General features: G+C 52.2%; 15 protein-coding genes. 8 read left to right on the top strand and 7 right to left on the bottom strand.

What is annotated here, in order from left to right:
* Window positions 1-34 precede the first annotated feature (34 nt).
* The 4 genes from H6F91_RS07995 (at window position 35) to H6F91_RS07980 (ending at window position 3,506) form a co-directional block, all read left to right on the top strand.
* The gene (locus H6F91_RS07995; protein ID WP_242035690.1) at window positions 35-622 is read left to right on the top strand and encodes an SRPBCC family protein; all 588 of its coding nucleotides are present in this window, start codon (window positions 35-37) and stop codon (window positions 620-622) included.
* A 189-nt stretch (window positions 623-811) separates the two neighbouring features.
* Window positions 812-1,864, top strand: a complete 1,053-nt coding sequence (locus tag H6F91_RS07990) for an Mrp/NBP35 family ATP-binding protein (protein ID WP_190789288.1) — start codon at window positions 812-814, stop codon at window positions 1,862-1,864.
* 14 nt (window positions 1,865-1,878) lie between these two features.
* Complete coding sequence (gene rodA, locus H6F91_RS07985; protein WP_190770764.1) at window positions 1,879-3,138, top strand: rod shape-determining protein RodA; 1,260 nt, start codon at window positions 1,879-1,881, stop codon at window positions 3,136-3,138.
* Window positions 3,139-3,314: 176 nt separating this feature from the next.
* Window positions 3,315-3,506 (top strand): NAD(P)H dehydrogenase subunit NdhS, encoded by a 192-nt coding sequence (locus H6F91_RS07980; protein WP_190770763.1) that lies wholly within the window; start codon window positions 3,315-3,317, stop codon window positions 3,504-3,506.
* 126 nt (window positions 3,507-3,632) lie between these two features.
* On the opposite strand, the gene H6F91_RS07975 is transcribed toward H6F91_RS07980, so the two are convergent.
* Entirely contained in the window at window positions 3,633-5,075 is a 1,443-nt protein-coding gene (locus H6F91_RS07975) for a protein adenylyltransferase SelO family protein (protein WP_190770823.1), read from the bottom strand.
* A 330-nt stretch (window positions 5,076-5,405) separates the two neighbouring features.
* On the opposite strand from H6F91_RS07975, the gene H6F91_RS07970 reads away from it, so the two are divergent.
* On the top strand, window positions 5,406-6,182 hold the full coding sequence (locus tag H6F91_RS07970) for an MliC family protein (protein WP_190770762.1): 777 nt from the start codon (window positions 5,406-5,408) through the stop codon (window positions 6,180-6,182).
* Between the two features lie 227 nt (window positions 6,183-6,409).
* Here H6F91_RS07970 and H6F91_RS07965 read toward each other — a convergent pair whose 3' ends face one another.
* Both H6F91_RS07965 and H6F91_RS07960 read right to left on the bottom strand, forming a co-directional pair.
* Window positions 6,410-7,480: an aromatic ring-hydroxylating dioxygenase subunit alpha gene (locus tag H6F91_RS07965; protein ID WP_190770761.1), complete on the bottom strand. Its 1,071-nt coding sequence runs from the start codon at window positions 7,478-7,480 to the stop codon at window positions 6,410-6,412.
* Window positions 7,481-7,492: 12 nt separating this feature from the next.
* Entirely contained in the window at window positions 7,493-9,451 is a 1,959-nt protein-coding gene (locus H6F91_RS07960; RefSeq protein ID WP_190770760.1) for an FAD-dependent oxidoreductase, read from the bottom strand.
* A gap of 316 nt (window positions 9,452-9,767) precedes the next feature.
* On the opposite strand from H6F91_RS07960, the gene H6F91_RS07955 reads away from it, so the two are divergent.
* Both H6F91_RS07955 and H6F91_RS07950 read left to right on the top strand, forming a co-directional pair.
* On the top strand, window positions 9,768-10,562 hold the full coding sequence (locus H6F91_RS07955; protein WP_190770759.1) for an ABC transporter permease: 795 nt from the start codon (window positions 9,768-9,770) through the stop codon (window positions 10,560-10,562).
* A gap of 2 nt (window positions 10,563-10,564) precedes the next feature.
* On the top strand, window positions 10,565-11,455 hold the full coding sequence (locus H6F91_RS07950; protein ID WP_190770758.1) for an ABC transporter ATP-binding protein: 891 nt from the start codon (window positions 10,565-10,567) through the stop codon (window positions 11,453-11,455).
* Window positions 11,456-11,852: 397 nt separating this feature from the next.
* Here the strand turns inward: H6F91_RS07950 and H6F91_RS07945 are convergent, their stop codons facing one another.
* Complete coding sequence (locus tag H6F91_RS07945; RefSeq protein ID WP_190770757.1) at window positions 11,853-13,193, bottom strand: metallopeptidase TldD-related protein; 1,341 nt, start codon at window positions 13,191-13,193, stop codon at window positions 11,853-11,855.
* A 149-nt stretch (window positions 13,194-13,342) separates the two neighbouring features.
* Between H6F91_RS07945 and H6F91_RS07940 the strand changes: the two genes are divergently transcribed.
* Window positions 13,343-14,668, top strand: a complete 1,326-nt coding sequence (locus H6F91_RS07940; protein ID WP_190770756.1) for a recombinase family protein — start codon at window positions 13,343-13,345, stop codon at window positions 14,666-14,668.
* 51 nt (window positions 14,669-14,719) lie between these two features.
* Here H6F91_RS07940 and H6F91_RS07935 read toward each other — a convergent pair whose 3' ends face one another.
* From H6F91_RS07935 to H6F91_RS07925, 3 genes are all read right to left on the bottom strand, one after another.
* A complete protein-coding gene (locus H6F91_RS07935) occupies window positions 14,720-16,384 on the bottom strand; it encodes a HAMP domain-containing sensor histidine kinase (protein WP_190770822.1) in 1,665 nt (554 codons plus the stop codon).
* 736 nt (window positions 16,385-17,120) lie between these two features.
* On the bottom strand, window positions 17,121-17,261 hold the full coding sequence (locus tag H6F91_RS07930) for a hypothetical protein (protein WP_190770755.1): 141 nt from the start codon (window positions 17,259-17,261) through the stop codon (window positions 17,121-17,123).
* A gap of 555 nt (window positions 17,262-17,816) precedes the next feature.
* Window positions 17,817-18,878 (bottom strand): pentapeptide repeat-containing protein, encoded by a 1,062-nt coding sequence (locus H6F91_RS07925; RefSeq protein WP_190770754.1) that lies wholly within the window; start codon window positions 18,876-18,878, stop codon window positions 17,817-17,819.
* Between the last annotated feature and the right edge of the window lie 624 nt (window positions 18,879-19,502).

The raw sequence follows: 19,502 nt of genomic DNA, 5'->3' as shown, positions 1-19,502 counted from the left end.
CGTCCATCACCGCGCGGTGGGAAGGAGTGAATTCATGTTCGGCTTCTGGTTTAAGCAGTCACAACGGGATGCTGGCTGGGTGCGCCCGCTGGTGCAAACCTTCTATGCGGTTAGTACGGCCTCTGTGGATGTGCTCTGGCAAAAGGTGATTAACCTGGCAGATGTGTCCTGGCATCCCCTCATCGCCAGCACGAATGTTCCCAAAGGCCTCATTCCTAAGCCCGGTTTGATTTACCGAGCGGTGACCCGTCTGTTCCCGTTTCCAATCCGCATCTTTGTTGAAGGGGTACTACCTCAGGAAATGCTAAGCGTACGGATTTTTGCCCTTCCAGGAATTGAGGAGCGCGTTACCTACCGGGTGGAATCTACCGTTTGTGGCACTCAGGTTTCCTACTCGGTTAACCTCCGGGGTTGGCTTTCCCCGCTGGTATGGTCGATCATCCGTCCCCATGCTGCACGGGTAGCCGTGGAATTGGCCCAGGCCGCAGAGCGAGCGGAAGCAGAAATGCTGTTGCCGGCCCATCAACGACGCAAATGCCCGGATCTGTTTGCGGGTCTGGTGATCATGGTGGGGGTGGGTTCTTTGGTGTGGTGTCAGGCTCAGGGGGCGATCGCCATCTAACGTGGCAACCTTAAAGCGACTCCTGCAAGCATCAACACACTACCGATTATCGATAATTCAAAAAACCAATTACTCCCCCAAATATTCCTTTCGGACGAGCAGCCCCCAAACGGGTAGAATTCATTAAGCAATGTAACCCGTCCCCAACCCGGTTCCACCGGGCTCTGCCGGGGCGAACATAAGAAACCTATGGTGGATACCCAGTCGATTCTGGAGGTTCTGCGCCCGGTTCAAGACCCCGAATTGCGCAAGAGCCTTGTTGAGTTAAATATGATTCGCAACGTCCAGGTTGCGGGCGGTGACGTCAAGTTCACGTTAGTACTGACAACTCCAGCCTGTCCGTTGCGCGAGTTTATCAAGGAAGACTGTGTACGAGCAGTTAAAACCCTGCCTGGTATTGAGTCCGTTGAGGTAGAAATTACCGCCGAAACGCCGCAGCAGAAATCTCTTCCCGATCGTCAGGGAATTGGTGGCGTTCGCAATATTCTGGCGATTTCTAGCGGCAAGGGTGGTGTCGGAAAAAGCACTGTAGCTGTGAATGTGGCGGTCGCTCTGGCTCAAGCGGGAGCCAAGGTCGGCCTGATTGATGCAGATATTTATGGCCCCAACACCCCGACGATGCTGGGCCTTGCGGATGCTGAAGTGAAGGTGCAGCAGGGCGATATTTTGGAGCCCGCCTTCAACTATGGCGTGCGGCTCGTATCTATGGGCTTTTTGATTGACAAAGATCAGCCTGTAATTTGGCGCGGCCCGATGCTAAATGGCATCATTCGCCAGTTTCTCTATCAAGTGAACTGGGGCGAACTGGATTACTTGCTAGTGGATATGCCTCCCGGTACGGGTGACGCGCAGCTAACCCTGGCTCAGGCTGTACCCATGGCTGGAGCTGTAATTGTGACTACTCCACAGAACGTCGCGTTACAGGATGCCCGACGCGGTCTGCGGATGTTCCAGCAAATGCAAGTACCGGTGCTGGGCATCGTAGAAAACATGAGCTATTTTATCCCGCCGGACTTGCCCGATCGCCAGTACGACATTTTTGGTTCCGGAGGCGGCAAGAAAACGAGTGAAGAACTTGGACTACCATTGCTCGGCTGCATTCCGTTAGAAATGGCCCTGCGGCAGGGAGGCGATCGCGGCATTCCCATCGTTCTTGACGAACCCGAATCCGCCTCTGCCCGTGCCCTTACCGCAGTAGCCCAACAGATTGCTGCCCGTGTGTCCGTTGCCGCCCTGACTTAAGCAGGAGAACCCTGATGATTACCCAGCGATCGCTTCGCCCATGGCGATGGAAAACCCTTATCCAGCCGTGGCAGGAAGTAGATTGGCTCTTGCTACTGCTGGTCGTAGCCCTCACCTTTATTGGGGGGTTGGCTATTCGTAGTGTGGAGTTAAAGGAGCCTCAAACCGATTGGGCACAGCACTGGGTGACTGGAGGCGTGGGCCTAGCATTTGCTATGAGTCTCGCTCGCTGGCGCTATGATGCCCTCAGCCGCCTGTACTGGGTAATTTATGCCATCACCAATGTGGCGTTGGTCGTAGTTATCGCCATTGGAACGGCAGCGAATGGAGCCCAGAGTTGGGTTACCGTTGGTAACTTTAACGTGCAGCCTTCTGAATTTGCCAAGGTGGGGATCATCATCACCCTGGCCGGTTTGCTTCAGGAGCAGGGACGCAAAACCTTGTGGGACATGGTAAAAGTGCTGTGTGTTACAGCATTACCCTGGTTACTCATCATGGCCCAGCCGGACTTGGGAACAGGCCTGGTATTTGGAGCGATCACCCTGGGGATGCTGTACTGGGCCAATATGAATCCCGGCTGGCTCATTCTGCTGGTTTCTCCCCTGGTTGCAGCTATTGTCTTTGGGCTGTATCTGCCTGCCTGGTTTGCCTGGGTGGCACTTATGATCTTTATCGGTTGGAAGACACTCCCCTGGCGCTGGTTAGGAGCATTTTTTGCAGGGGTCGTCAATCTTCTGTCGGGGGGACTGGGTCATATTGCCTGGGGAATGTTGAAGGATTATCAGAAGGATCGTTTGATTCTGTTTCTTGACCCCGATAAAGACCCGTTGGGTGGGGGATATCACTTGATTCAGTCTCGTATTGCAATTGGGGCAGGCGGGCTCTGGGGCAAGGGGATTAACCAGGGCACTCAAACACAGCTCAACTTCATTCCTGAGCAACACACAGACTTTATCTTTTCGGCCATTGGCGAAGAGATTGGTTTTGTAGGGGGCCTGGTGATACTAGGGCTGTTCTGGTTGGTATGCCTGCGACTTGTCATTATTGCCCAGAACTCGAAAGACAACTTCGGTTCGCTTCTAGCGGTCGGCGTACTGTCGATGATTGTGTTTCAGGTGCTGGTGAATATCAGCATGACTATCGGGCTAGCTCCCATTACAGGGATTCCGTTACCATTTCTTAGCTATGGGCGATCGGCTTTGTTGACGAACTTCATAGCGATCGGCCTGGTGGAGTCTGTTTATAACTTCCGCCATCGAATTCGATTTCAATAGCAGGAAACTGTTGTACTGAATGAGGTCACTCATCATCCAGCAAAACGACCCCCCCAGAAGAGCCACACTCTCTCTTCTTGGGGGTTTTCTTATTAGTGCTATTAACAAATGGGTGAGCAGCGATCGCGCGCTCCGTACTAAGCTGAAGGTGAAAACCCTTTCTACCCATATCTGCCATGATTCTTCCCGGTTCAGCAGTACGCGTCATAAACGGTGACGATACCTACTACGGTTTTCAGGGACTGGTGCAGCGTATTAGCGACGGCAAAGCAGCCGTTTTATTTGAGGGAGGTAATTGGGACAAGCTCATTACCTTTAACCTGTCAGAAATCGAGTTGATAGACGCAACCGCAGGGCGCAAGAAGTAAAAAAGAAGTAAAAAAGAGAGCGTAGGGCTTCATACCCACGCTCTCTTTTTTACTTCTTGCGTGAATCGTTGCATAATGAGGTCGCTCAACGATCTACGCCTTCAAAGACCCATTTATGCAGGAGGTCTAATCAACCGATTTCCAAATCCGCTGGAGCAAGTTGTAGAACGGTTCCCAGTTATCTTCGGTTGTGATAGGTTCCCAAATCGCTTCAATTTCGGGACGGATAATGACGCAATCGGGATTATGAGCCGCTAATCGTTGCTGTACAGCGGCCATTTCTGCTTCAGGAAGCTGGCTTAAAGCATTTTGGTATGCCTCTTTCCAGGGTTTGAAGCTGCTGGGAAAGGGTTCAGCTTGGTCTGGCGAGGTCAGGTTTTCAAGAATGGGAGTGCTGGGCGATCGCCACTCTGGGGAAAACTGCTGGCGTAGCATCAAGAAGAAATCGTGGTAGCTCATAGGAGCTTCCAGGAGGAACTGGAGAGTGTTGTAAACCAGATCATTCGCCTGCTCTTCAGGCAGGGTGTCAAAGCCTAGCTTATGGAGCATTCGCTGGCGATAGGCTCCAATGTAATGGTCGTCAAACTGGCTCACTCCTGCTTCCAGATCTGCCTGGGGAATGACCATTGAGAGAGGAACCTGCAACATCTCCAGGTTCAGCTTACAAATGCCAGGCTGATTGGCATAAGCATAGCGGCCATAGTAGTCGAAATAGGCAGCCGTGAAGTTGGGCTCGTAGCGCTGAATGAAGGCGTAGGGGCCATAGTCAAAGCTTTCCCCGGTGATAGACATGTTGTCAGTATTAAGCACCGCATGGCAGAAGCCGACAGACATCCACTGGGCCGCTAATTCTGCGACTCGCTGCACTAGCTCAGCGTAAAAACGAGCATCGGCATCCGGTTGCCCCTGGAGGTGGGGATAGTAGATGGCAATAACGTGATCCAGAAGTTGACGAACGAGGTCGGGCCGCTCAATTCGATGCAGCCGCTCGAAGGTACCGAAGCGGATGTGAGAGCGGTTAACACGCACCATCACGGAGGAGCGAGTGGGCGAAGGCTCATCTCCGCGCCAGAGGGCTTCTCCCGTTTCAACCAGGCTCAGGCAGCGGGAGGTGCGAACTCCCAGACGGTGTAGCATTTCGGCTGCCAATACTTCTCGAACACCGCCCTTGAGCGTTAACCGCCCATCACCACCTCGAGAGTAGGGAGTTGTGCCAGAGCCTTTAGTCCCCAAATCGTACAGTTCGCCATCGGTGCCACGTACCTGACCGTACAGAAAACCCCGGCCATCACCAAGACGATTGTTGTACTCGCCAAACTGATAGCCGTGGTAGCGCATGGCCAGAAAAGGGGTTGCGCTTTCAAATTTGCCGAAGGCTTCAATGAAGTGCTCGTCTGTTACATCAGCGGGATTAAGGCTCAGCAAGGGCAACACTTCATCGTTGCGGAATCGCAGCTTGTGCTCCGGAAATGTTGCAGCGGAAACAAGGTCATAGAACTCTTCGCCCAGGGAAGCAAAGGCTGACTCATAGGGCAGCGTTAGAAACGGGTGAGACATGATGGTTGGGATAACGGAATGGAGGGAAATTCAACCGGAAGGAGGAAATCTGAGTTTTTTGTTGCATTGGCGATCGCCCAATGTAGTCTTGTAATAAGCCTGGTGTACGCCTGTATTATCTTGCAAACACCAGACAGCGGCAGAATTGGGCAGCAACAGTTCATGGCAATTCTATCGTTACACTGAGAGGGTATTGGAAGGGTCTCAGAAAAGAGGGATTTTCGTGCACGTCTTGCCGCAAAATTCAACTTTGCCAGCACTGTTAGAGGGCGGTTGGGACGTTCGGTGTTGCCGTCTCAGTTGAGATTGTGACTCTGAAAGTGGATCAAAGGCAGGGGAAGTATGCCAAGGAATTTGATTGGACTCATTGCAGCGGCGGTACTGGCAATTCTAACCGCTCCTCTTTGGCGGCAGGCTATTCCCCGGTTTGGATCGCTGGCCAACAATAGTGCCAATTTTGATACGCCCAGTTCCCAGGCCATCAATTTTGTCTGTCCAGACGGCAACCAGTTTCAAGTCGAGTACGCGTCTCAATCGGCTGTGATTCTCACCTTGCCTAACGCCAACCAGAGCTACGAACTCACTCAGCAAAGCAATACCAACTTATATAGCAATGGAGAATACACCTTCTATACCCAGAATGAGTTGGGTTTTATTGAGCGTAATGAAGTAGCAGCCTACAGTAATTGCACGGCTCAAGCTCCCATTCCAACCCCATCTCCAACATCGTCTGCCACACCAACTCCGAGCCCGTCTGTAACCCTAACCCCAACTCCGGCCCCGACTTCAACTTCGACTCCAGCACCCACGTCCACTCCTACACCCGTCCCAGGTGCAGTGACCTATGCCTGCCAGGACGGACGGCAGTTTCAGGTGAATTATTACTCAAGCCAGGCCGAACTTTATCTGGAGGGGAATGTCTACTACCTCTCCCAGGTGCCCTCAAATGCAGGAACTCAATATACGGATGGTCGTATTGTTCTTGTCACTCAGGCCAATCAGGCATCTATCGACATTGGTGGTTTTCCAACTTACCAGGGTTGCCTTGTCCGAGAGGGTGGAGGAGGCGTTGCGCCATCGCCCCGGCCAACCCCCAGACCTCCGAATGCTTTGTGGTAAACCTTGCGCTAGTAGCTCATAGCCATTTGTAAGGGTTTCACCCTCGCGAAATAGCTTAGGAGATTTCTGGGAAACAATATCCCCATTATTTGGGAAAAAGGCGCGGCTTCGCCGCGCCTTTTTCCCAAATAATGGGGAAGTTCTTATCTGGAAATCTCCTTATGTGTAGCCCTCTTTCCGTCCCAGAGGGACAAGAAGAGGGCTACACGTGGGATACAGGTGGCTTGCTACCCCCTTGATTGCGTCCGAATCAGCCGCTGCACGCTTACGAGCGCGCGATTTAACTCACGGGCAGGTTCGGGTTGTTTCAGGTAAGCTTGCTGCTCATCCTCCAGCATAATGACGTCCTGTTCCACCAGGCCGTCTAATAACTTCTGAGCCGAACCAAACAGGCTATTTTTTACAAATCGACGGAACCGATCTGGCAACTTATGCAATCGGTGAAAAGCATTCAGTGAGGTGAAGTGGATCAGGTAAGCGCGAGTATGGGTTAACCCGGTGGGACTGAACAGGCAGTAGATTTTGAAATCTTCCCCAAGGGTGGAAGACCAGTTGGGATAGGGGTAACTCACAGTCAGCAGTTCGGGGTGGAGCCGCCGTAAGCTGGGAAAAAAGAGTTGGGAGATCGACCAGATTTTATCGATGCGATAGTAGCTCTGAGCCTGATAGTAGGCATCGACGCGATCGCCATTCTCCTCCAACCGTTCCAATTTAGGATCAGCCCACGCCTGATAGTTCTGATGCAAGTGCCCATGGTACATATCCATTAGGTTCTCGATCAGGTAAGAAAAGTGGGCCTCACAGTCGATCACCGACACGGTGGCGATGTAATTCAAGTGATTCCACTCGGGGATGGGCAAGGGTTCCTTGGTCGCCGCTAAAGCTGAATCTCCTGGAAAAACCCAGACAAAGCCATCCTGCTCTTTGACGGGGAATTGCCGCACCTGACAGTTTGGCAGTTTTTGATTCTCTTCCAGATAGGGGATTTCGACGGTATTTCCAGCAGCATCGATACGCCAGCCGTGATAAGCACACTCCAGGGTATCGTTCACCACCTGACCCCGGCTAAGTTTGACAAAGCGGTGGGGACAGCGATCGGCTAGGGCATGCAGGGTTTGGGTGCGATCGCGAAACACGACAATCGGCTCGTCCCACAGGGCCACACCCCACGGCTTATCGGTCACTTCAGTGCTACGAGCGACGGCATACCAGTGGTTAGGATTAATACCCATCTGGCGCACATCGGCTCGGCCTATGGATTGGGCAGTGTCCGAGTTGTCGGTTTGCAGGCTTTGCATGATCACGCCTCCCTAACTCAAAATCGACAAAATGCCTTTGGGCTGTACGGTATAAATCGTGCGCCGCTGTGCGCCTTCCTGTTGCAGAATTTCGTTGGCTGCCAGAAAGCCACTGCTTACGGCCCGTTCCATCAGACCGCAGGGGAACGGCATCTTCACCCAATCACCCGCAAAGATGAGATTCGGGACAGAAGTAGCGGAGGTGGGGCGATCGCGGAAGCTTCCCGGTGGGAACCCTGCAAAGTTTTTCTGGTTCACCAATTGGCGGTGGAGAAGCTGCGCGTCCTTCAGGCTGGGTACGATCTCGAACAATTCTTTCTCAAAGGTGTTGAGCAGAGCTTGTTGGGTAGGAAACTCCTTCTCCTTATAGCAGTAGGCATGTAGCTCTACGACACTTCCCCCCGTTTTGTTTGCCCATTCAATGTAATCGTCTTGAATGCGGTGATATAAGGTGATGCTATCGGTGAGGCGATAGCCCGACAAGGAGGTGAACCAGCTATGCTCCCACTCAAAATCCTGATCGAACCAGAAGCGCGCCACCGCAAAAGGATCGGCGACCTGTAGCTTCTCTACCTGAGACACTAAAACCGCTTCCGGTTCTCCCTTCGACAAGGAGAATAGATGCTTGATGCCAGGAATATCGGCGGCCAACACGTAATAGTCCGCCTCCAAAGTTTCCTCTGCTACCGCTTCAGGGGGAGCGATCGCCACCAACTGCACCTGATCTCCCTCACGCTTCAGCACCCGATACTGGGCCAGGTTCTTCTCGGCCGGCCCTTGCACAACTGTACCGTTGGCATCGTAAGCGGCTCCATGGCAGGGACACTGGAAGCCTTTACCGTTGGCCACAACTTCTTTATGAACGCTACAGCCTTGATGGGTACAGGTCAGGGAAAGAGCACGCTTACCATCCGGTTGAAGGACGAAGAGGCGATCGCCCGCCCCCAAGTACTCCAACTCTTCACTACTCAACAGTGGGTTACGCTCCACCCAGAAAGGTACATGGCTGGTTTCCCCCGTCCCCTGCTGGATGGTAACTCCAGCGATTTTTCCGTCCTGCCAGCGCAGTTCGCTAACGCTGGTCTGCGTGAGGATACGCCCACCTTTTTCTTGAATTGCAGCGGCGATCGGGTCAACCAGACTGCGACCCATATCCTGACAGGTGCCATTAAAGGCAAGGCCCTCCGGATTACCAAAAAAGTAGAAGTGGAAGAACTGCATCAGCTCCCCGGCACTTAACGCATCCGGTGCATTCAGGCTGGATTTCGCAAAGGGTAAGAAGTACAGGTCATAAAGCCCCTGTGGAAAATCACTCTCTACCCAATCGGCGACAGAAATATTGTCTAAGCGATCGTAAGTCGCAGGGTTGCTGAAGCCTGTAATCTCCCGAAAGACTTGTAAATGCTTGATCTTAGCCAGATTGATTCCCCATTTCAAGCGGTTCGAGGATGAAACCGCCAGATCTATTACGTTCCAGGGGAAGGCCGAATGGCTGGGACGGAAAACTTCAGGTCTGTAGCCATCCTTGTAAACGACGGAGTAGAAATTGAGGGATTTGAAATTCTCTCGAATCCGCAATTCTTCCACCAGGTTGAAGAGGTTGTAGTACTGGGGAAAAAAGCCATGGAAGCCGTGCTCCATGCGGAAGGGTTCGCCACCCACTTCAATGTTCCAACTGGCAATTTTCCCACCCAGTTGAGGCGATCGCTCTACCAGAGTGACGGCGACTCCCCGCTGGCTCAGCTCATAGGCCGCGGCTAATCCGGCCAGGCCTCCACCCACGACGACCGCCTTCATATCACGGCCCACCCCGTGGGGAAGCTCCAGCGTATCTTGACGATAAATGGAGGGTTGGGGCTTTTCCAGGCGAGAGTAGCTCAGCATCGCCCCAATCGTTCCCACCCCAAACAGTTTCAAAACTGCTCGCCGTGAGAGGGGCTGCAGCAGTTTTGAATCGAACATTCGACCCATAAGTACAGTGCCTAAGCGCAGATTGTGCTGATATTTACGCCAGTCATAGCGTAACTGGGAAAAATTAAGTCAGGGAAGAGAGGATAGGCTTTCAAAATGAGGGATCCGAAAAAAGCATTTTCAGGACAGTAACCCTCGTTGAACACCCAGAGCCAGGCAGATGTAACTGAATTGACAAAACAGTCAATTGTAGAAGTGTGAATTCTCTGTAATATTAGGACAGCTTTACATTTCCCACAATCGGAGCTTATAGCTGAGCGGTTTATATACTTCAGTCGTGGGAAAGGTCGCCAAAGTTCCTTATTGGTCAGTAGCGATGGTAGTGGGCGGGTACGTGCGGAAAACCTGGACAGAATCCCTGGCAGTCGCTCGGCGCATTTTGTTAGAACTGTTCCACCGCCGTCGCAGCTTAATTTTTTGGGCCATTTTTCCGGCACTGGTACTGGTGCTGAACGCCCTGATTTTGCAAGAACGGGCAAAGCTTAGTACCGCGGATGCTTTTGCCAACGCCGCTCCCCCCAGCTTAGTGGGAGCCGCCCTCTTCTTTAGCTGCTTAGGCGGCAGTGTTGCTACCGTTGTCGCTGAACGAGAGCATCACACGCTAAAACGATTGTTTCTCTCCCCACTCAGCGGATTTTCTTACTTTCTGGGAATTTTCGTGGCCCATAGTGTGATTGGGCTGGGGCAGACCTTGTTAGTATGGGCGATCGCCCTCTCCCAAGGCTCCGAGTTTCAGGGCAATCCCTGGCTGGGCGTTACCATCATCTTGCTCAGCATCCTCGCCTACGTAGGAGTCGGCTTCATTTTAGGAACCCAACTGGCCCGCCGCACCGAAGACGTGAATGCCCTCGTCGCCACCTTCGGCGTCCCGCTGCTGATTCTGGGTGGTACCTTTCTCCCGGCCTCCCTGTTCCCCGACAGCCTGTTACGCCTGGCAAAACTGAATCCGATTTATCACATGAATGAAGCGCTACTGAGTATCGCCGCCAATAGCACTACCTTCGCGGATATCTCTAAGCATTTTTGGTTTCTCGCCATTTTTGCGGGAGTTATGGTGCTTGCAGGCTGGCTCTCATACTTGCGCATGCTTCAGGTGGAACGGAGATTGTAGAAATGTTGAAAATTGAAGGGCTGAAAAAGAGCTACGGGCCTCGTACCGTCCTGCAGGATCTGAACCTGCACATTCCCACCGGCGAAATCTATGGCTTATTAGGACCGAATGGAGCCGGGAAAACCACCACTATCAACATCCTCAGCAATCTGCTTCAGGCCGACGCAGGCCATATCTTTATCAACGGCCAACCCGTCTCTGAGCGTACCAAACCCTGGCTCGGCATCGCCCCTCAGGAAAACCTCATCTACCGCAGCCTGACCTGCGCCGAAAACCTCGATTTCTTTGCACGGCTCTACGGCATCTCAGGCAAAGAACGCCGCCGCCGCGTGCAGCTCTGCCTGGAATCCGTTGGCTTAAGCGATCGCACCACCACCATCGCCGAACGTCTGAGTGGCGGCATGAAACGCCGCTTGAGTATGGCGATCGCCCTCATTCACCAACCCAAACTCGTCGTCCTCGACGAACCCACCACCGGCCTCGACATCGAAGCCCGCTATGACCTCTGGGAACTGATCCGCACCCTGCAAAAGCAGGGGATGACCATTCTCCTCACCACCCACCTACTCGACGAAGCCGAGCGGCTGTGCGATCGCATCGGCTTTCTCAAACAAGGCACTATCCTCCAGGAAGGCACCCTCACCGAACTGCGTCAACTCATCCCCGCCCAAGAAATCCTCACCATCCAAACCCCCGATGAGGAAGCCGCGATCGCCCGAGCCCAAACTCTCAACCTCACCCATCGCCGCTACGGCAGCGACCTCGCCTTCTGGCTCCCCCAACATTTAGAACTAAAAGACATCATTGCCCAATTCGATGGTGTTCCACTCGATGCGATCGCCCGCCACCCCATCCGCCTAGAGCATATTTATTTGGAAGTGACGAAAGGGTAAGCAATTGCGGCGACCACCTCACCGGGGTCTGCTTCAAAACCCCAGCAATGCGAAGCGGCCTAACAACACCCCTGCAAAACCTCCTTGCCGAGGGGGTCTGGGGGACGGGCAGCCGTCCCCCAGTCAGGGGGTTTGGGGGGCGACGCGCCCCCAAGCAGGGTCTCCAGCCTATGCACCGAAACTCAGGAAGATTATTTGTGAAAAGCCCCGCAGCGCAGACCTTTTCACAAATAATCTGTCCTCACCGAATTACGTAACGTCAGTTCGGAATAAGCCGAACCGCCCATTATTGCGTGCGTTTCGCGCACGCAATAATGGGCTTTTTCGAGTGCCGCGCGAAGCGCGGCACTCGAAAAAGCCCTTAACCCGAACTGAGGTTACGTAAAGCCATAGAACACTAAAGCGTAAACGTAAAACCATCAACCAGAGCCCCCGGCAACCACGCACCCCCCAGGTGCCGATAATCATAGGTCGTCAACTCTGGAATAAACTCTTGAAAATCCGTCAGATCAACCAGTTGATCCCCCAAAAACCGATACAGGCTCTCATCAAATCGCAGATTCTCAATCGGAGCCACAATCTCCCCATCCTCCACCCAAAAACAGGCATACCGCGTCATCCCTGTAATCCGACCAGAAGGGCGATCGCTCCAATTCAAATAATGCAAATTCGACAAATACAACCCCGTCCCCAGAGTTTTCAAAATATCTGAAGCTGCAAGAGTTCCAGGAGAAACTTCAGGCGATCGCAAACTCTCCGACCCACTCGCCCCATTCGACTGCTTGTCATACTCCTTTGCCGATCGCGAACTCACCAGCGTATTGACCAGCACCCCCTCCTCAATGATCGACATTTCCAACGGAGCCATCTCCCCCAGATCATTGAACCGGGGCACCGCCCCATGGCTGAAATTTTCTTTCAGGTTAAACCGGGGCGATAATTTCTTCTGATCTCGCCGCATAGCTGCCAGCGCACTTGCCCCCTGCTGCATTGCTGACTCACTCACCGCCCCCCAGGAAAACATCGAGATGAGTTCTGCGATCGCCGCCGGAGCCAGATACGTCCGATACTGCCCTCGATCAATCATCTTAGGCGGTTGGCTCAAACGCTCCAGCTGGTGGCTGGCATCCACCAACTTATCCGCATAGATCGCATCATCCCACTGACTCCCTGCCAAGGTTCCCTTCACGGCCTGGCCATCTGGCGTATAGATCGAGTAATCCAGCGAAAACGTCTCCGTCAGAAACCAATGCTGCTGCCCAGCCGAATCTGCATAGGCGCGCAGCACCGTCCCTCCGGCATACAGCCCTGCAAAGTCTAAACCGACGACAGGAGCAAGCACCGCTTTCGCTACCTGAGTCGGCGGTAACAATGCCCCGGAATGCACTTCCCGGCTGCGTGCCGTCCCCTGTGGCAGTACCTGGTAGGGGTCTTCAGGCAACTGAGGCATCTCCTGCCGTAACACCTTCAGCATCCCCTGGGCGGTCTCCCAGTCCCTTGCAGAATTACCTGATAATGGAAAACTTGCGGAAGCCACTCGCTGCCCCTGGGTCCAGGTAAGTGTCGCATCACAGTCCTCCACACACCCTGTTTGGCGCACTCTAGCCCGGTTAAAACGCATAAACTGGCTTTGTTCACCCGTCACCCGCAACGTAAACGTTTCATCCGTTTGCCGTTGTGCCTGGAGAGATTCCACCAGATGGGCAAAACTGGTTTCAAGGGATTGCAACTCGGGCATGGTTCGAAATTTCCTGTGGGTAGAGCGCCCTTTTAGGCCTGAATTACCATTGTAGAGGAGGCTCAGGGCCCCTATAGTGCTGCGGTCATTGATTCAGTACAGCCTTGCAAAACACTTCATACTCTCGACTATTTTTGAGAAAGACTTGCATGAAGGTGGTCGCCTACCTCAACTTCGATCCCCTATTGGAAGACTCAGCCACCCAGGTGGACTGGGGACAACCTGTCGCCCAAATTTACCAAGACTGGTCTAGCCATGACCCTGGAGCACAGAGCCCCCGATTGCAATGGCTCCAATTACTGCAGGATCACGAGACTGAACCTGTCCAGCAAGTATTGGTACGCCGCTGGTCTGACCTCGGAGAAAGCGTGGCGGAGGTGGGCGATCGCCTGCAAGCCCTCACCGAACGTGGCATCACTCCCGTTTCCCTGGCCCCAGATGAGGCCGAACAGCCCGTCAATAACCCTCAGCTTTGGCTTCTCTGGCAGGGGCTGCAAGCCGAGCAACGCAGCCGTCGGATTCGACAAGGCCATGCCCGTAATCGTCTCAAAGCCTTGCCACCTCCTGGGAAAGCTCCCTATGGGTATCGACGGGGACGCGATCGCTACCTCCTCGACCGCACAACGGCTCCCGTCGTCAAAGACTTTTTTGAGCACTTTCTGCTTTACGGATCCTTGCGTGGCAGCGTTCGCTACTTGCAGCAGAAGTACAACAAGCGCATTTCGGTCTCTACCGGCAAGCGCTGGCTCATTAACCCTATCTATCGAGGCGACCTGGCCTATCAAAATGGTGACGTCATTGCCGACACCCACGCCCCTCTAATTTCCCGACAGGAAGCCGCCCAGATCGAACGCCTACTGCGCCGCAACCGTTCTCTTCCCTCTCGTTCAGCCAGTGCTTCCCGCTCCCTGGCAGGGCTGGTGACGTGTGCGACCTGTGGCTCTGCTATGACCACAACCCGCGTCAGTGCCCCCCGGCGCGCTCAGGTTTATGAATACTTACGTCCAGTGCAGTGCACCCAGCAGCCTCGCTGCTCTGCTCTGGCCTACGGCGACGTTTTAGAGCGAACGATTCAGCGGGTATGTGAAGCACTGCCTCCTGCTGTAGCGGCATTGCAGGGGCCAGGTGGCCCCCCTTCCGGAGCCAGCATCAAGGCCCAACTCGAACAGCAAATTCAGGAAAAGCAAGCTGTGCTAACGCAGCTGCCCGAGCTGTTAAAGACCGGGGTGTTAGATACAGAAACCACAGAGCTACGGGCGTATCATTTGCGGACTGAGATGGCAGCATTGCAGAATCGACTGGATCAGTTGCCGCCCGAGAATCTTATGGCGATCGCCCAGGTTGTTTCTATCCCGCAGTTCTGGCAGGACCTGTCAGAAGCCGAACGTCGCTTCTACTTTCGAGAATTTATCCGACAAATTCGTCTGAAGCGCCAGGACAATCAATGGGACGTAGAGATTAATTTCCTGTTCTAGAACTAAATATGGAATAGGCCGTCACTTGTCGCCACACATATTCCATATCATCTAAACGGACTGCTCTAAAGTCTGATGCTGTGGCAACTCTAGAAGAATTGGCAACGCTACTGTAAAGCACGTTCCTTTTCCTTCCTGGCTGCTGAATGTAATGGTGCCGCCGTGTAACACGACACATTGCCGCACGATCGCCAATCCCAGGCCCGTTCCCCGAATCGCATTGACATTGCTAGCCCGGTGGAACATTTCAAATAATCGCGGCTGATCATCCATTGGAATACCGATGCCTGCGTCGCGAACTTCAAAAGTTGCCATCTCATCCTGACAGCACAGTGTAAAGTCAATCCGACTGCCTGCAGGAGAGTACTTGACCGCGTTTGACAGCAAGTTATTCAGGATGGAACGCAGCAATTTCGGATCAAAATAGGCTTCACCATACCAGCCAGTGCTCGAAAAGACCAACACATGGGAATTGCCCATACTCTGACGAATTTCTGCCGATAACTCCCGACAAAACTGCCGCACATCCATCCGAGTCGGCGTAAACTCTAAACCGTCTGCTTCGCCCTTACCGATCATCAGGACGTCATCGATAAGCTGGCTCATCGTTTCTACAGCATTACGGCTCCGCTGATAGTACTTCTGTTGTTGCTCCGCAGAAGCTACATGGCCATAGCGTTCAAGCAATTCAAGCGACGTGCGAATAACAGTCAGCGGGGTACGCAGTTCATGGGAAATCATCGAAATAAAACGGGATTTCAACTCATTGAGTTCACGCTCTTCCTGCAGAGCAGACTGCATTTCATTCTGCGCTCGCTTCCCTTCCCGAATTAATTGCTCCCGAATCCGAATGCTCTCGACCATTTCCTCAAACACCTGAGCCAGGCGATCCAATTCATCCGGGAAATGGCTCTGTCGCTCAATGGGCACACTGCGCCGATAATCTCCTGCCGAGATATGTTCCGCCGAGCGGGTCAACTCTCGTAAATGCCGGGTCATCATTCCTGACAATAGATAAATCAGCGCAAAGAAAACACCGTAGGTGACCACATAGGCAATGACAAAACGCTGGCGAATGGCGGCCTGAAGCTGACGGACATAGCTGGCTTCGATATCCAACCCTAAAACCGCAACCACTTCTCCCTTCTGATTTTTCAGGGGAGCAAATGCCGACATCCAGGTGCCCCACTTGTCCTTATAGATATCCGACTCGAAGGTATCCCCCAGGTGTACACGCCGCGCCGCAATACCTGCCTCATCTGGCTCCAGAAAATGGGCTGCCTTGTCGGGATCATGTAGGGCCCAAACATCCACAAGATAAATAATTTCTAATTCATTGGGGTGTACCGCTGATGGCCCAACCCGACGATTATTTTTTGCCGTACCAATGGCATAGGTATACAGCCATGCTCTCGGCTCAATATTGTTGACCGTATTAAACCAGGACAGCAATTCCAGGTAACGAGGGTCATCAGAGAAACCTTCTTCGTTACGAACACCATCCTGGTAAAGGGCCATCAAATCGGGTACATCGACCCCTTGAGATGCTCCTGTTAAGGTTGCAAGCATATCAGAGCGGAGCCGAGCGATGACCTTCTCGGTCGTAAAACTGTAAAACCAGTAAAAAGCTCCGGAAAAGACCAGCGTAAAGACCACGCTAAAGCCGACCAGCAGCTTCGTGCGCAAGCTAACGGGCTGAAAGGGCCGAGAGCCCAAAAAAGAGCGATGCCGTTTGGAGGGTTTTCTAGGCAAAACCACTGGGGGGGTGCATGGATGAGGTTGAGCAAGGAGATAGGAGATGCCCCGCACCGGTCTCACGACGCATAAGCGACGGAATATTTACGTCACGATACCAAACCCTGATGGCCTATTCTTCACACTGATGAATAGCTGGACACTGGCATACCTGATCTTAGATCAGAGAGCCAAAGCCTATCCACTAGCCTAACAGTTCATCACTCGAGTTAATGAATGACTCTAAATTTAGGTAAAGCATCCTAACAGGCGATCGCCCTGAGGCAATACTGTCAGTCTGCTGGAGCTGGATCGTAATTCGGCACGGCAACTAGCCTATCTTTAAGCTTTATTCACATACAGAGGCCTACGATCCGCACATTTTTAAGAGAACCAGAGTTTTCACTGTCCTACCAGTTGGGCGAAGTTTAGGGCAACCGATATTAGAATTCCGATATTTTTACCGTTTAATAAAGTCCTAGAAATAACCTGAATGGAAACATCAAGGGTTAGAGCTATGCTCACCAAGCTACTGATTCTCCCCTCCGTTGCAGTTGAGCTCCTTGAAGCCTCCGTCTAGAATTTAATCAGGAGAGCTCGGGTTAGACCCTGTACTCAGCTGCGAATTGTGCGAATCGTCATGGTTTTGACTGACAAACTTATAATTTTTCAGACAGAACCATGACGGCAGTACAGTAAGGCTTTGCTAAAGGAGCCCCTACTGGCATTCTGCGTAATCAGGGGAGCAGGGCGGGTTTTTAGCCTGTAGACCTAAATCCGTTCCGTGTCCTGCTGTCAGAACATGCAATCCCATAGCGATCGAAGCTAAGAGAGTAGCGATCGTGAGAACCTTATTCATGATGGTTAGTAGATGCTGATGTAGATGCAACCAGTCAAATGCTGACCTAAAGAGGTACAGATCTCAATCCGGGCAACTAACCAACTGTTCGTTCGGCCACCTAGATGTATCTGTAATTCCACTGGTACAGCGGTTCAACTCACTGACAGTATCAGGTGAAGGTTGTCATCCCGCAAGAGGCACACGCCCTCTAGGGGTTCCCCCCTTAGTTGTTGTCTCCCCTCACACTTGTTTTGATAGAACTTATGTAAGCTCACCATACCTGAAACACTTCTGTTGAATGTGGTGGGTAATACCCATCACATTCAACAAAAATACGTAAGGTTGGTTTAGAAGTAATCTCAAACGCTGCAATAAAACCTATCAACCTGAGTTCGGATTGAGGCGGTTTCGAGTGTACTTTATACAGGCAGAAATAAGCGCTTCAGCAAATGAGTGGGTGGAGGGCGATCGCTCTCCACCCACTCATATTCAAAAGAAGCTGCGAGTTTCTGAGAGATTTCTTCTAAAAAACTGTTTGAAAAGTGATGGAAAAAGTTGATTTCCAAACGGGTTTTAGGAATGGACGCGCCCGTCTGGCATGACAGCTCCCTGAAAACTGACGCCCTCCAAGTTGGCATCTTTCAGATTAGCGTTCCATAGATTAGCTTGACGCAGGTTTGCCCCTTGAAGATTCGCTCCTTGCAAATTGGCGTAGGTCAGGTTGGCCATGCTGAAATTGGCACTCTGCAAATTGGCACCGTTACAGTCTGCTTCATTCAGGGTTGCCTCTCGTAAGTCGGCCTCCATCAAATTGGCGTCTTGCATCATCGCCAGGTACAAATTGGAGCCAATGAAGTTAGTTCCAATCAAGGTAGTACCGGTTAAATTAGCCCGGCTGAGGTTTGCCATACATAAGTTAGCCATACTCAAGTTGGCAAACATCAAATCAGCATGGTAGAGCGTTGTGCCAATAAGATTCGCCAAGGAGAGAATTGCCATGTTTAGATTGGCTTCCCGTAAATCAGCGTCACGCAGATTTGCCTCTACTAACAGGGCCTCTCGCAAGTCAGCATGGCTGAGATTGGCGCAATACAGATTACTACGCTTCAAATTGGCTGTGTAGAAATGTGCCCCTCGCAAATCGGCCCGCCCAAAATCACATTTCTGCAGATCAGCCAGGGATAGGTCAGCATAGCTGAGGTTGGCGTAGTTGAGTTTCGCCTCCTGCAAGACAGCTTCCCGCAAGTTGGCATCGTGCAAATCCGCCATAACTAATATTGATGAACTGAGATTTGCGCGCTGCAGGTCAGCTGAGCCCAGGTTTGCCTCCCGTAAATCAGCCCCCAGCAAACTGGAGTCTTGCAAGTTAGCTCCCCGCAAATCAGCGGTATAAAGGTGTGCTTCCTTGAGCCGAATTCCCATCAGGTTTGACTGCCGCAGATCAGCCATGCAGAGGTCAACGTGGTTTAGATCGCCTTCTTGCAGGTTGGTATGGTGGAGGGCGGCCTCTCGCAGGTTGGCCTTGTTCAACACAGCCTGGTAGAGGTTTGGATGAACGTCAGCATGTTGTTCCCGCCAGTGATTCCAAACCCCGGTTCCCTGTTTCAGTAATTCCAGGTGCTCCTGGTCAGCCATTTACACCGTTATCCTTTTGTGATGACCTGCATATGGAAGAGACAGAAAGAAAATGACTCTAACAGCAAGCCCTTTAAAGCCGCTTTGCATGAGCAGCGAAACGCCTGACGATGTACTCAACGGGAAAAAACCATAGCGAAACATTACAGCGCCATTTGAGGTTAATTCTTTAGAAACGAGTTAGCAACGAGTTATCGGGGCGATCGCACAACCTTGAAACGAAGCTTTTCATTCAACATAAACCGATACTTCGCAGATGAACCCAAAAAGATTGTAATGAGGCTGTAAACGAACAATTCTATCGTGATTGGGTTGAACCACGATCATCGTTAACGAAGTCTGCAGTCGGTTCTTCTAAAACCTCTAAACTTTAGTTGAGCTCAAGTAAAAGGTATTTGAGGTGCCAAGCATACGAAAGTTAGCACTTCAACTTATCCTAAATTGATATTAATTTTGTATCTGCAGCGGGGATCTGGAATTGTATCGCATCCTATTAAATAGCCGTGACCTAATACCAAACAAATATGAAGCTGCGCCAAACTAGAAGAGTCCTCTTTGAGGTGATGGGCGATGACAGGACGTCCTTTTCAAGTCACGGTGACGGAGAGCCTGGAGCAGTTAGAG

Source organism: Leptolyngbya sp. FACHB-8, from assembly GCF_014695575.1.
Classification (GTDB): Bacteria; Cyanobacteriota; Cyanobacteriia; order Elainellales; family Elainellaceae; genus Vacuolonema.
This window is presented reverse-complemented; position numbering and strand designations above follow the sequence as displayed.

What these genes read in the sequence shown, in the direction of transcription:
- H6F91_RS07990 (WP_190789288.1), top strand. Translation starts at nt 812, where the DNA reads ATGGTGGATACCCAGTCGATTCTGGAGGTTCTGCGCCCGGTTCAAGAC.
- H6F91_RS07940 (WP_190770756.1), top strand. Translation starts at nt 13,343, where the DNA reads ATGAAGGTGGTCGCCTACCTCAACTTCGATCCCCTATTGGAAGACTCA.
- H6F91_RS07995 (WP_242035690.1), top strand. Translation starts at nt 35, where the DNA reads ATGTTCGGCTTCTGGTTTAAGCAGTCACAACGGGATGCTGGCTGGGTG.
- H6F91_RS07955 (WP_190770759.1), top strand. Translation starts at nt 9,768, where the DNA reads ATGGTAGTGGGCGGGTACGTGCGGAAAACCTGGACAGAATCCCTGGCA.
- H6F91_RS07980 (WP_190770763.1), top strand. Translation starts at nt 3,315, where the DNA reads ATGATTCTTCCCGGTTCAGCAGTACGCGTCATAAACGGTGACGATACC.
- H6F91_RS07925 (WP_190770754.1), bottom strand. Translation starts at nt 18,878, where the DNA reads ATGGCTGACCAGGAGCACCTGGAATTACTGAAACAGGGAACCGGGGTT.
- H6F91_RS07970 (WP_190770762.1), top strand. Translation starts at nt 5,406, where the DNA reads ATGCCAAGGAATTTGATTGGACTCATTGCAGCGGCGGTACTGGCAATT.
- H6F91_RS07945 (WP_190770757.1), bottom strand. Translation starts at nt 13,193, where the DNA reads ATGCCCGAGTTGCAATCCCTTGAAACCAGTTTTGCCCATCTGGTGGAA.
- H6F91_RS07930 (WP_190770755.1), bottom strand. Translation starts at nt 17,261, where the DNA reads ATGAATAAGGTTCTCACGATCGCTACTCTCTTAGCTTCGATCGCTATG.
- H6F91_RS07960 (WP_190770760.1), bottom strand. Translation starts at nt 9,451, where the DNA reads ATGGGTCGAATGTTCGATTCAAAACTGCTGCAGCCCCTCTCACGGCGA.
- H6F91_RS07950 (WP_190770758.1), top strand. Translation starts at nt 10,565, where the DNA reads ATGTTGAAAATTGAAGGGCTGAAAAAGAGCTACGGGCCTCGTACCGTC.
- rodA (WP_190770764.1), top strand. Translation starts at nt 1,879, where the DNA reads ATGATTACCCAGCGATCGCTTCGCCCATGGCGATGGAAAACCCTTATC.
- H6F91_RS07965 (WP_190770761.1), bottom strand. Translation starts at nt 7,480, where the DNA reads ATGCAAAGCCTGCAAACCGACAACTCGGACACTGCCCAATCCATAGGC.